Here is an 11,325-nt window from a genome sequence, read left to right as displayed (position 1 = left end):
CACACGAGTATTGAGCATAGTCGAGATTGGTGCAGATCACTTCTGATATTGAACTGTCAGGAGCTGGCTGCACAACAGCCATTACGCCCAATCAACTGGTGCAGTCGTCTTCTGAAAATGACAATCCAGTTAGGGTATAGCTCAACCTGACATAGAAGCAAAAACTCAACCACCTTCTACCAACTCTCCGAACAGCTCCTTGACCTTTGTTTTCGCATCAGCAAGTGCAGTTCTGCCTTGTTCAGTGATGTCATAAACACGCCGTTCACGTCGCCCGGTGCGTTCGTGGCGTGAGGTCAGATAGCCTTTTTTTTCCAGGCCGTGCAGCATCGGGTACACGGTGCCAGCGCTCATCTCGTAGCCGTGTCGGCGTAGCTCTTCGATGATCCCCAGCCCAAAGACAGGTTCCTCGGCTGCATGGTGAAGGATGTGCAGGCGGATCAAACCGCCGTAGAGGTCTTTGTCAGTCATTTTTTGTGCCTCACAGAGCGACGCTCAACAGCCACCCAGCTGCACCGCTACCGAGGACAACCAGCCACGGCGGGAGCTTCCAGAACATAAGTGCGACAAGGGCAACTAATGCCAAGCCGAAGTCTTGCGGCTGAAAGATGGCGCTAGTCCATACAGGCTGATACAGCGCGGCCAGCAGCAAGCCGACTACAGCGGCATTGATCCCGGCCAGCGCAGCTTGGATGCCTGTATTGCGGCGCAAACGCTCCCAAAATGGCATTGATCCGACGACCAGCAAGAACGAGGGCGCGAAGATAGCCAGCAGACACACAATGCCGCCGATCCAGCCCGACGGGGCGGTGTTCATCGAGGCACCAAGAAACGCGGCGAACGTGAACAAAGGGCCGGGCACCGCTTGAGCTGCCCCGTACCCCGCGAGAAAGGATTCATTGTTGACCCAGCCGGAGGGCACCACTTCGGCTTGCAGTAATGGCAGCACAACGTGACCACCGCCGAACACCAGTGATCCGACACGATAGAAGGAATCCACCATTGCCATGGTTTGACTTGGCATCAGTTCGGCCAACACCGGCAGGCCAATCAGCAAGACAAAGAACAGCGAGAGCCAAAGCACGCCGGCCCGGTGACTGACCGTGATAGGTAGGGGGTCATGCTCAACAACTTTCGCTGGCTTGAACAATAACCGGCCTGCGATGCCTGCGATAGCAATCACGCCAACCTGTCCCCACGCGGACGGCACAAGTAAAACGACGCAGGTAGCAATTGCCATGATGGTGACTCGCAGCCCATCCGTGCATAGGTTACGCGCCATGCCCCATACTGCTTGAGCGACCACGGCCACAGCCACCACTTTTAAGCCATGCAACGCGCCCTGCGAGACGTAATCGCCATAGCTGGAGATGCCGAGCGCAAAAAGGATCAAGGCTATGGCAGACGGCAGCGTGAAGCCAGCCCAAGCAGCCAGCGCCCCGCTGTATCCAGCCCGAGACAGTCCTACCGCTATGCCGACCTGGCTGCTTGCAGGCCCTGGCAAGAACTGACAAAGCGCGACCAAGTCAGCATAGCTCCGTTCGGAGAGCCAGCGCCGCCGTGTGACAAATTCGGCGCGGAAGTAGCCCAAGTGCGCAATGGGGCCGCCAAAAGATGTCAATCCAAGCCGCAGAAAAATAAGAAAGACCGACCATGGTCTGCTGTCATCGGTAGGGTTATTCGTCATACTTTCGCCTTCATGATCTGCAACGAGTTGATCAATAATAAGCGAAATTCGATAACGAAATTCGATATAAATCTAGAAAAAAATACCTCTATGTGTACTACGCAGTTTTAGCTGTGGCTTTCACAGGAGCACGCTTACTTACGGCTTAGCGTGCTTTATTTAATGAGATGGTCACTCCCTCCTTCCCAGTACTATGCTGAGGACAGGCTTTCATTCGGAGAACCATCATGGAAAACATTGCGCTTATTGGTATCGATCTGGGTAAGAACTCTTTCCATATTCATTGTCAGGATCATCGTGGGAAGGCCGTTTACCGTAAAAAATTCACCCGACCAAAGCTAATCGAATTTCTGGCGACATGCCCGGCAACAACCATCGCGATGGAAGCCTGTGGCGGTTCTCACTTTATGGCACGCAAGCTGGCAGAGTTAGGGCATTTTCCAAAGCTGATATCACCGCAATTTGTCCGCCCATTCGTTAAAAGCAACAAAAATGACTTCGTTGATGCTGAAGCTATCTGTGAAGCAGCATCACGTCCATCTATGCGTTTCGTGCAGCCCAGAACCGAATCTCAGCAGGCAATGCGAGCTCTGCATCGTGTCCGTGAATCCCTGGTTCAGGATAAGGTGAAAACAACTAATCAGATGCATGCTTTTCTGCTGGAATTTGGTATCAGCGTTCCGCGAGGTGCTGCCGTTATTAGTCGACTGAGTACCCTTCTTGAGGACAGTAGTTTGCCTCTTTATCTCAGCCAGTTACTGCTGAAATTACAACAGCATTATCACTATCTTGTTGAGCAGATTAAAGATCTGGAATCTCAGTTGAAACGAAAGTTGGACGAAGATGAGGTTGGACAGCGCTTGCTGAGTATTCCCTGCGTTGGAACGCTGACTGCCAGTACTATTTCAACTGAGATTGGCGACGGGAAGCAGTAGGGGTTCTAGGGATTTTCCGTCCAAAAACGACAAAGTGCTCTGGAGGCCACGCCGTCCGCGGCCTCCAGAGGGGTATTACTTTTTTGGCGCTTCACATAGCCAGTCACAATAAATCAATCACTTAGCAGTCTGAATGTCGCATTTGGACGGAAAATCCCTAGAACCCCTACCTGGTGCTGTTCAGCCGCCTCGGCCACTACGATCCCGTCTGGCTGGAGCGGCTGCTGGCCGAGGGCGACCTCTTCGAATACTGGGCCCACGAGGCCTGCTTCGTGCCCCGGGAGGATTACCGGCTGCTGCGCCATCGCATGCTGGATCCTGCCGCCATGGGCTGGAAGTTTTCGGCCCACTGGCTCGCCACCCATCAGCAGGACATTGACCGGCTACTCGAGCAGATCCGCCAGCAGGGGCCGGTGCGAGCAGCCGACTTTGCCCGCCAGGGAGAGAAGGGCAACGGCTGGTGGGACTGGAAGCCGGAGAAGCGTCATCTCGAGGTGCTCTTCACCGCGGGGCGCCTGATGGTGCGCGAGCGGCGCAACTTCCAGCGGGTCTATGATTTGGCAGAGCGGGTCATGCCCGGCTGGTGCGACGAGCGGGATCTGCCGAGCCCGGAGACGGCGCAGCGAGAGATGGTGCGTGCCAGCTGCCGGGCGCTGGGGCTGGTCAAGGCCGGCTGGGTGGCCGACTATTACCGGCTGCGACGCGGCAAATACGATGCCCTGCTCCATCAACTGGCCGACGAAGGAGAGCTGTTTCCGGTGCGGGTGGAGGGATGGCAGCACGGCGCCTTCGTCCACGCCTCGCTGGCTGACGAGCTGGTCAAGGCGCAGGGGGGCACCCTCAGGGCGACCCATACCACGGCCTTGTCGCCCTTTGATCCTCTGGTGTGGGATCGCAGGCGGGCCCGCGAGCTATTCGAGTTCGACTACCGCATCGAGTGCTATACCCCGGCGCACAAGCGCCAGTACGGCTACTTCGTGCTGCCGCTGCTGCATTGCGGCAAACTGGTGGGCCGGATGGATGCCAAGGCCCATCGCCAGCAGGGGATCTTCGAGATAAAGAACCTCTATCTGGAGGCTGGGGTCAGGGTGACCCGCACCCTGGCAGGGGAGCTGGGGAAGGCGCTGCAAAAGCTGGCGCAGTGGCACCAGACGCCGACCCTGGCCTATGGCGATATTCCGCCCCTCCTGTTGGCGCTATGGCGCCCGGAGCACGGGCTGTGAGGGTAGCACAGAGGGCAAGACGCTCTGCACTCAGGAGATTGGCACATGGAGGAAGAGGGATGAAGGGATTCTGGCTGTTGTCGGGCATGATCCTTGCCATGTTGATGCCGGTCGCCTCGGCACAGGAGAGTGACGCGCCGGTGCGGATCTGCCTCGGCAATGGCAGTGAATGGCCTCCCTACACTTATTGGGTGCGCCACAACGGCGTGCCGGAACCCGAACGGCTGACCGGGGCGGCGGCGACCCTGGTGCTCGATGCCCTGCGCCAGAATGGTTTGTCTCCCCAGATCCGCTACCTGCCATGGGCCAGGGTCAAGCAGGAGCTGGTCGACTATGGCCAAAACGGCCTGTGCGAGCTGACCTGGGATGCCAGCTACAAGCCGGAGCTGGCGGCCCATGTTTACTACAGTGTTCCCCTCTATCACACCCGCCTCGGTCTCTTCTACCTCAAGCGCCGCTTCCCCGAGGCGCCGGATCTGGAGGTGGCCAGCCGCGGCCGGATGTGCGGACTGCTTGGCTACAACTATGCCCCCTATGGCATCAACAAGAAGCTGCGGCGGGTCAAGCGGCTGCAGCAGGCTCTCGACCTGCTGGCGCGGGGGCGCTGCGATTTTCTGCCAAACTCGGTCGAGCCGTTGCTAAGCGGCCTCAGCCTTGGCATCTACCAGAGTGAACCCGGTTTGACCCATCTGCGCCTACCCAATCGCAAGGGATTCTACCTGATGGTGAGCAAGGGATCGCCGCGGGCTCAGGAGCTCATTACTCAGCTGGATAAGACGCTGGTGGCCTTTGAGGAGGAGGGGCATACCGGCAAGGTGATGGCGAAGTTTCTGCCGCCGCTGGAGTGACGGCGTCGCCGGATATAAAAAAGGCCAGCCGGTGCAAACCGGCTGGCCTTGGCCATGGATGGGGATATCACGCGGCCAGGCGGGTCAGCACCTTCACCAGCAGCTCGATGCGCGGGGCAATGCTCGCCAGATCCAGATACTCCTCGTCACTGTGGAAACCGGCGCCGATAGGGCCCAGACCGTCCAGGGTCGGAATGCCGAGGGCGGCGGTCAGGTTGGCATCCGAGCCGCCACCGACCTCTTGCCAGCGGATGGGCAGACCCAGCTCTTGACCACACTCTTCCACGATGGCCATCAGGGCCTTGGTGCCTTCTGACGGCACCATGGCCGGCTTGTGGGCCTCGCGAGTCAGCTTGATGGTGACCCCTTCCAGATGAGGGCGCTCGGCCAGGGTCAGGGTGAACAGCACGGCGCCGGAGGAGAAAAAGTTGACTATGGTGGCACCGGCGGAGAACTGGAACATGGTGAAGACGTCGGTCTCGCGCTTGGTGATGAGCCCTTCATCCTTGAGCTGGCGGGTCATGGCGGCGCCGGCATCGGTACTCTGCAGGGAGGCGATCAGCGCCAGGCCCGTGTTGCCAGGGATCCCCATCAGCGGGCGCAGCAGCGGGGTCAGCAGCTTGCGGGCGGCATCCAGGGCGCCGTAGTGTTCCAGCACATTGATCATGCCGAGGGCGAACATCACGGTGGGGATCAGGGTCAGGGCAAACAGGAAGCCGTCGCGGGCGCCGTTGCCCCCCTTGCCGCGCATGTCGGTCATGGCAGTCTTGAGGCCGTCGCCGTTCTCGCTGACGCTCTGTACCATGGTGCCGAACGAACCGTTCAGTGTGGTGAAGTCGAACACTCCGTACCACTGGTTGGACTGCAACAGTCCCGAAAAGAAGACGATGGCGAACGCCAGTGCCAGGTAACTGCCTATCGTTACCGAGCGTGATTTGTCAGTCATGATTTAGCTCCATCTGAATAAATATTTAATCGCTCGCAGTATGAATGATGCAATCGTCAGTAAATTGATGGCGGTCAAACTGGCGCACTGTCTTTGGTGTTTGTTGTGGTTTATGTGATGGCGATCGTTGCTTTGATGGATAAAAATCCGGTTTTTACAGGGATTTTTGAATGGCAGTGTTATGCGGGCGGTAGGATCAACTAGCTTGTTGAAACTTTACCCTGATCAGCAATTTACGGGCTTGATCACGATCGCGCCCTTGCGCTGATCTCTATCCGGCGCGTATTCCTGGGTTCTAGGGATTTTCCGTCCAAAAACGACAAAGTGCTCTGGAGGCCACGCCGTCCGCGGCCTCCAGAGGGGTATTACTTTTTTGGCGCTTCACATAGCCAGTCACAATAAATCAATCACTTAGCAGTCTGAATGTCGCATTTGGACGGAAAATCCCTAGAACCCCGAAGTGCCCCTTTCTTGGATGCAGGACTCCGGCCCTTCCGAAGCGCTCTGCAGAAATTTGTGTGGAGGCTAGGCGTTACAACGAAGGCAAGGTCAAGCCCTTTGGGTTGCCCTAGCGGGCAGGCTGCATGGACAAGGTGGTGGGAAAACCCCGCGTCGTCGCTGTGGCCACTCCGACATCCAGCTCACGAGTGCCGTTGTGCGGTTGAACCGGTCGGTCTTGTGGGTGATTGCGAGCGCGGGAGGCTCAGGCGTCCAAGCTGCCGCCGCCCATTGCTGTGCCTGCGCGGCATCCCGGCGCCCAGGCAGGGCCCGCGATTCAGGGTGTTGCGCCCAGGCCGCATCGAGGACGTCCTTGAGGCTAACCGGCGGCGTGGGTACCGGCGCCTCGCAACCTGCCATTCGCCTGGGTGCTTGGGCCTGGTCAGTCGTCGGCTTTGTCCTCGGAAATGTGGACCGCCATGTCCTGCAGCACCTGGCTGACGTGCTGGTCCGCGATGCTGTAGAAGATGTGCTTGGCTTGGCGTTCGCCGCGCACGAGGCGCGCACCGCGCAGCAGCCGCAGGTGATGGCTGACCAGAGACTGCGACAGGTCGAGCGCTTCGGCGATGTCCCCCACGGCGACCGAGCCATGCATGCACTGCAGCAGGATCTTCAATCGCGATTGGTCGCCCAGCAGGCGGAAGGTCTCGGCCAGAACAGCGACGTCACTTTGCGACATTGCGAGGGCATCGGTCGCCGCGTCGTGGCTGGTGGTCGAGCATTGCGCGGTGTCGGCGCTGGTGGTTTTGCGGGACGTCATGGATGCAAATCCTCAAGTGGAGTGCGAGCCGGCTCGCGCGGCCTCAATGCCTGTGACCAGGAGCGGAATGGTCGTGGTCATGGCCGTGGCTGTGCCCGCCGCCATGCTTGTGATTGCCATGATCATGGCCGCTGTGGTCGTGCCCGCTGTGGTCATGACCGCTGTGATCGTGGCCGCTGTGGTCCTGACGCTCCGACGTGGGCTGCAAGCTGCAGACGTTCTCGTCGGTGCCCGAGTTCCAGTCGATCCCGACCGTGGCGTGTTCGATGCTGAATTGCTCTCGAAGCACCGCTTCGACGCGCTTGACCACGGCGCGTGCTTCCTCGTCCACGTTGGGGCGAACGTGCAGCGTGGCCATCGTGCGCCCGGAGGTGAGCTGCCACACGTGAACGTGGCTGACGGCCGCCAGGCCCGGCACGGCGCCCATCAGGCCTTGCTCCACCTTCTCCGGCGAAGCATCCTCCGGCGCGCCTTCCAGCAGGATGTGGATCGACTTGGCGAGCAGCTTCCATGCGCTGCGCAGGATCAGCGCCGCGACCAGGACCGACAGGATGGGATCGATCGGCGTCCAGCCCGTGAGGTAGATGACGATCGCAGCGACGATGGCGCCGACCGAGCCGAGCAGGTCGCCCATCACGTGCAGGATGGCCCCCTTCACGTTGACGTGATCGGTCTCTCCGCGGGTCATGATCCACAGCACGAGCACGTTCACCAGCAGGCCGAGCACGGCGACGATCATCATCGGGCCGGCCAGGATCACGGGCGGCGCCTGCAGCCGCTCCCACGCCTCGTAGGCGATCCAAGCGACGATCGCGAACAGGGTCACGGCGTTCAGGAAACCGGCGATGACCTCGAAGCGCAGGTAGCCGAAGGTGCGCTTGCTGTCGGCCGCGCGGCGGCCGAACCGGAATGCTGCGTAAGCCAGTGCGAGCGCCGCGGCGTCGGTCAGCATGTGGCCCGCGTCGGCCAGCAAGGCCAGCGAGCCCGACAGCACGCCTCCGACGGCCTCCACGACCATGAAGCCGAAGATCAGGAAAAAGGACAGCAGGACCTTGCGCTCGTTGGCGCTGGTCACGGTCGGGGTGTGGTCATGATCATGGTCGTGATCGTGACCATGGTCATGTGCGTGGGATTGGGACATGGGGCCTCGGGAAACTGGGTCTTTGACTGTGGCTCAAAATATAACACATGAACATGTTCTCATGTGAATTGTTGTACACATTTGTGTTCGCGTCTCACCACGGCCGGGATGCCGCTCCGGGCAATTGCCTTAGCCTGGCTCGGCGACCATTCCCCCCGCCTGGCAAGCAGCCGTTGATCTAACATCCAGTGGCAGTATCCCCCCTGGGGGGATATGATTTCAGCATGGAAGACATGCATAAGCACACCACCCATCCCGACCTGGTGAAGCGGCTCAAGCGCGCCGAGGGGCATCTGCGGCACGTCATCGGGATGATCGAAGGGGGAGAAACCTGCCTCGACATCGCCCGCCAGCTCGCGGCGGTGGAAAGCGCGGTGACGGCGGCCAAGCGCGTCCTGATCCACGACCACATCGACCACTGCCTGTCCCATGACGAGGACTCCGTTCTGACCGAAATGAAGGCGCTGACCAAACTGCTCTGAGGCCGTCCGATGCTCTCCGTCCTGAATAACCGCACCTACCGCCACCTGTTCACCGCCCAGGTGATCGCGCTCGTCGGCACCGGCCTGATGACGGTGGCGCTCGGCCTGCTGGCCTACGAGCTGGCCGGCGCGGATGCAGGCGCGGTGCTCGGGACGGCGCTGGCCATCAAGATGCTGGCCTACGCGGGGGTCGCGCCGGTCGCGCAGGCCTTCGCCGACCGGCTCCCGCGGCGCTCGCTGCTCGTGGCGCTGGACCTCGTGCGAGCGGCCGTCGCGCTGTGCCTGCCCTTCGTCACCGAGGTCTGGCAGGGGACCCCGCAGAATTCGGAGAAAAACGTACGCTAAGGAAACTCTGAAGAAGACTTCCTGATTTTGGCAAAATACCCGGATTCCACCCGCCGAGTTTTCCGATGAAGCAGATGACCTTCGCCTACGCCGAGTATGCCGGCAAGCGCAAGCAGGCCCGCAAAGAGTTGTTCCTGATCGAGATGGATCAGGTGGTGCCGTGGAAGGGTTTGATCGCCTTGATCGAGCCGCACTACCCGAAGGGTGAAGGCGGCAGTCCAGCCTATCCGCTGATGGCGATGTTGTGCGTGCATTTGATGCAGAACTGGTTCGGCTACAGCGACCCGGCGATGGAGGAGGCGCTGTACGAGACTACAATCCTGCGTCAGTTTGCCTAAAGACGGAACATATGCACCAGACGCTGAAGTTGGGTTGCCAGAGCAGATAGTTGCTTACTGGTGGCAACATTCTGACGGGAAGCCTCGCTAGTTTCCTCGGCAATCTGGCTGACACTAGTAACGTTACGATTGATCTCCTCCGCGACAGAGCTTTGCTCCTCAGCGGCAGATGCAATCATGGCATTCATGTCATTAATAATCGCAACAGCGTTACTGATCTGATCCAGCATATGACCTGCGCTGGCAACCTGTTGTTTACCAGCTTGTGCTTTGGTGCAACTACTTTGCATGACCGCAACAGCACGATTTGCCCCGCCCTGCAGTTTTTCAATCATGGTCTGAATTTCGCTGGTTGACTGTTGCGTGCGCGAAGCAAGCGAGCGCACCTCATCCGCCACCACAGCAAAGCCTCGCCCTTGCTCACCAGCTCTTGCAGCTTCAATAGCCGCATTAAGGGCAAGTAAATTGGTTTGATCGGCGATGCTGCGAATGACATCCACCACAGAGCTAATACCAGCACTGTCTGCTTCAAGCTCATGGATAACGGTGGCCGCGTGCTCAACTTCACTGGCTAGGCTGTCGATAGAAGAGATTGTTTGATGAACAACAAGCTTTCCACTTTCCGACTGCTGATCTGCTTCCTGTGCTGCTCTTGCTGCACTGGCCGCGTTCCCAGCCACATCCTGCACAGTAGCTGACATTTCGTTCATCGCAGTAGCAACCTGATCTGTCTCCAACTGCTGGCGGCGGATGCCGTCACTGGTTTCAGTGCTGATCTGAGCAGTCTGCTCAGCTGCGGCTGCCAGTTGCTCCACAGCCCCCGCCAACTCTTGAATGGTGTGGTGAAAACGCGAAGCCATTGCATTGAATGAGCTAGAGATTTCGCCCAGCTCATCACGCCCCTGATAGGTAACTCGATAGCCCAAATTGCCATCAGCTAGCTGCTGACCGCCGACTTGAAGCTCGCGAACAGCTTTTGTGATGCCAGATACAGTAGCCAAAGCCACGACTGTGGCCAGAAACAGAGCAACCACTAGCGTGAGACCGATTATCACAACCAGACGATCGAAGCTCTCTTTAGCGCGCTGGTAGCTTGCATTGGCGCTCTCCTGCTCCGACTCAACCAGATTACGCACGCTGGCATAGGTCGTCATAAATGCAGGTTGCAAGCGATTCAGCAGGATTGCATTCCCTCCCGCATAGTCACCTTGGCGCATTGCATTGAGCGTCGGTTGAACACCATTATCCAGATAATCAGACAGCTTGTTTTGCAGTTCAGTGGCCAAGCGCTGATGCTCTTTGCTCATTGGCATACGCTGATAGTCAGCAAGGCGCTCACGCATGCTGCCTACGCTTCTATCCACAGCATCGAAATGCATGCTCGCGGGGTGGTCATGTGCCTTTTCGAACGCACTACCAGGCTGATGTTGCAGAGCAAGCAAAAGCTGAGTGCGTGCATGGTGCATGTGATTGGTGAGGTCGCCAAGCTTATCGAGCGGTAGCAGAACGTTGTTGTACATCTGGTTAATATCGGCATTGCTGCTGCGCATGCCGTTAAGCCCCTCCATTGTCAGGCCGGCAGCCGTAGCAGCTAGCAGAATGAGCAAACTGATGAGACGGGTTTTAATTGAAAAACGGGTTAGCCAATCACTCACTACTTCACCTCATTATTAGGCATATCAATGTGCCTTCATTGTATCGGCTGGTTCATTTGAAATCTTGAGTCAGGCTCCCCCTCAAGGCTTCTCGCCGTATGGTCTGGGGCAATTTAGTACTTAAATCAAAAACAAGCCATGAAGGCTGTCCGGCTAGGCTATAGCCTAGATTGACATCCGCGATGCAACCCTTAACTTGCTTGCACCTATCGTTTCCATGCTAAATAGCTGTTCCGAATAGTAGATCACTGTACTCGTACCGCTTCTACAGGTGACATGGAGCACACATCGTCGCTGAGCCTTGTCACTTCAGGCGTTGCCGTCAGATTGCACAAATTCCTTACGCCACAAGGCTTCCGGCAAGATGTAGCACTATTAGGATCAGTTATTTAGCTTTATCGTAACGCTCAAGAAATTGGGCTTAATGCCGAAAACAATAAAATAAAACAGCCAACCCTTGAGGTTCT

Annotated in this window: 9 protein-coding genes and 3 pseudogenes; 6 read left to right on the top strand and 6 right to left on the bottom strand. The window is 58.2% G+C overall.

The window, feature by feature from the left end; translation table 11 throughout:
• Positions 1 to 165: 165 nt before the first annotated feature.
• Positions 166 to 471, bottom strand: coding sequence for a PadR family transcriptional regulator (locus PG892_RS19505; RefSeq protein ID WP_000130000.1), 306 nt, complete (start codon positions 469 to 471; stop codon positions 166 to 168).
• A gap of 10 nt (positions 472 to 481) precedes the next feature.
• Positions 482 to 1,687: a chromate efflux transporter gene (chrA, locus tag PG892_RS19500; protein WP_000184001.1), complete on the bottom strand. Its 1,206-nt coding sequence runs from the start codon at positions 1,685 to 1,687 to the stop codon at positions 482 to 484.
• Between the two features lie 227 nt (positions 1,688 to 1,914).
• On the opposite strand from chrA, the pseudogene PG892_RS19495 reads away from it, so the two are divergent.
• From PG892_RS19495 to PG892_RS19485, 3 genes and pseudogenes are all read left to right on the top strand, one after another.
• A pseudogene (locus PG892_RS19495) lies at positions 1,915 to 2,619 on the top strand (IS110-like element IS5075 family transposase); the annotation flags it as partial.
• 164 nt (positions 2,620 to 2,783) lie between these two features.
• Positions 2,784 to 3,845: pseudogene (locus PG892_RS19490) on the top strand (winged helix-turn-helix domain-containing protein); the annotation flags it as partial.
• A 59-nt stretch (positions 3,846 to 3,904) separates the two neighbouring features.
• Positions 3,905 to 4,693, top strand: a complete 789-nt coding sequence (locus PG892_RS19485) for a substrate-binding periplasmic protein (RefSeq protein ID WP_372587210.1) — start codon at positions 3,905 to 3,907, stop codon at positions 4,691 to 4,693.
• A 67-nt stretch (positions 4,694 to 4,760) separates the two neighbouring features.
• On the opposite strand, the gene PG892_RS19480 is transcribed toward PG892_RS19485, so the two are convergent.
• The 3 genes from PG892_RS19480 to PG892_RS19470 form a co-directional block, all read right to left on the bottom strand.
• The gene (locus tag PG892_RS19480) at positions 4,761 to 5,639 is read right to left on the bottom strand and encodes a M20/M25/M40 family metallo-hydrolase (protein ID WP_270825725.1); all 879 of its coding nucleotides are present in this window, start codon (positions 5,637 to 5,639) and stop codon (positions 4,761 to 4,763) included.
• Between the two features lie 880 nt (positions 5,640 to 6,519).
• Positions 6,520 to 6,897: an ArsR/SmtB family transcription factor gene (locus PG892_RS19475; RefSeq protein ID WP_008786737.1), complete on the bottom strand. Its 378-nt coding sequence runs from the start codon at positions 6,895 to 6,897 to the stop codon at positions 6,520 to 6,522.
• Between the two features lie 43 nt (positions 6,898 to 6,940).
• Positions 6,941 to 8,038, bottom strand: a complete 1,098-nt coding sequence (locus PG892_RS19470; RefSeq protein ID WP_008786738.1) for a cation diffusion facilitator family transporter — start codon at positions 8,036 to 8,038, stop codon at positions 6,941 to 6,943.
• A 224-nt stretch (positions 8,039 to 8,262) separates the two neighbouring features.
• Between PG892_RS19470 and PG892_RS19465 the strand changes: the two genes are divergently transcribed.
• The 3 genes and pseudogenes from PG892_RS19465 to PG892_RS19455 all read left to right on the top strand — a co-directional run.
• Positions 8,263 to 8,520, top strand: a complete 258-nt coding sequence (locus PG892_RS19465; RefSeq protein ID WP_019396551.1) for a metal-sensing transcriptional repressor — start codon at positions 8,263 to 8,265, stop codon at positions 8,518 to 8,520.
• A gap of 9 nt (positions 8,521 to 8,529) precedes the next feature.
• Positions 8,530 to 8,865 (top strand): hypothetical protein, encoded by a 336-nt coding sequence (locus PG892_RS19460; RefSeq protein ID WP_272804202.1) that lies wholly within the window; start codon positions 8,530 to 8,532, stop codon positions 8,863 to 8,865.
• A gap of 65 nt (positions 8,866 to 8,930) precedes the next feature.
• Positions 8,931 to 9,200 (top strand): annotated as a pseudogene (locus PG892_RS19455) (transposase); the annotation flags it as partial.
• Here the strand turns inward: PG892_RS19455 and PG892_RS19450 are convergent.
• A complete protein-coding gene (locus tag PG892_RS19450; RefSeq protein ID WP_103260121.1) occupies positions 9,200 to 10,858 on the bottom strand; it encodes a methyl-accepting chemotaxis protein in 1,659 nt (552 codons plus the stop codon). The pseudogene PG892_RS19455 and the gene PG892_RS19450 overlap by 1 nt on opposite strands.
• Between the last annotated feature and the right edge of the window lie 467 nt (positions 10,859 to 11,325).

It is taken from the genome of Aeromonas sp. QDB68 (genome assembly GCF_027707405.1).
GTDB lineage: Bacteria > Pseudomonadota > Gammaproteobacteria > Enterobacterales > Aeromonadaceae > Aeromonas > Aeromonas caviae.
This window is presented reverse-complemented; position numbering and strand designations above follow the sequence as displayed.

Bases quoted from the DNA above. Each gene is read 5' to 3' on its own strand.
- chrA (WP_000184001.1), bottom strand. From the start codon at position 1,687: ATGACGAATAACCCTACCGATGACAGCAGACCATGGTCGGTCTTTCTT.
- PG892_RS19470 (WP_008786738.1), bottom strand. From the start codon at position 8,038: ATGTCCCAATCCCACGCACATGACCATGGTCACGATCACGACCATGAT.
- PG892_RS19485 (WP_372587210.1), top strand. From the start codon at position 3,905: ATGAAGGGATTCTGGCTGTTGTCGGGCATGATCCTTGCCATGTTGATG.
- PG892_RS19505 (WP_000130000.1), bottom strand. From the start codon at position 471: ATGACTGACAAAGACCTCTACGGCGGTTTGATCCGCCTGCACATCCTT.
- PG892_RS19460 (WP_272804202.1), top strand. From the start codon at position 8,530: ATGCTCTCCGTCCTGAATAACCGCACCTACCGCCACCTGTTCACCGCC.
- PG892_RS19480 (WP_270825725.1), bottom strand. From the start codon at position 5,639: ATGACTGACAAATCACGCTCGGTAACGATAGGCAGTTACCTGGCACTG.
- PG892_RS19475 (WP_008786737.1), bottom strand. From the start codon at position 6,897: ATGACGTCCCGCAAAACCACCAGCGCCGACACCGCGCAATGCTCGACC.
- PG892_RS19465 (WP_019396551.1), top strand. From the start codon at position 8,263: ATGGAAGACATGCATAAGCACACCACCCATCCCGACCTGGTGAAGCGG.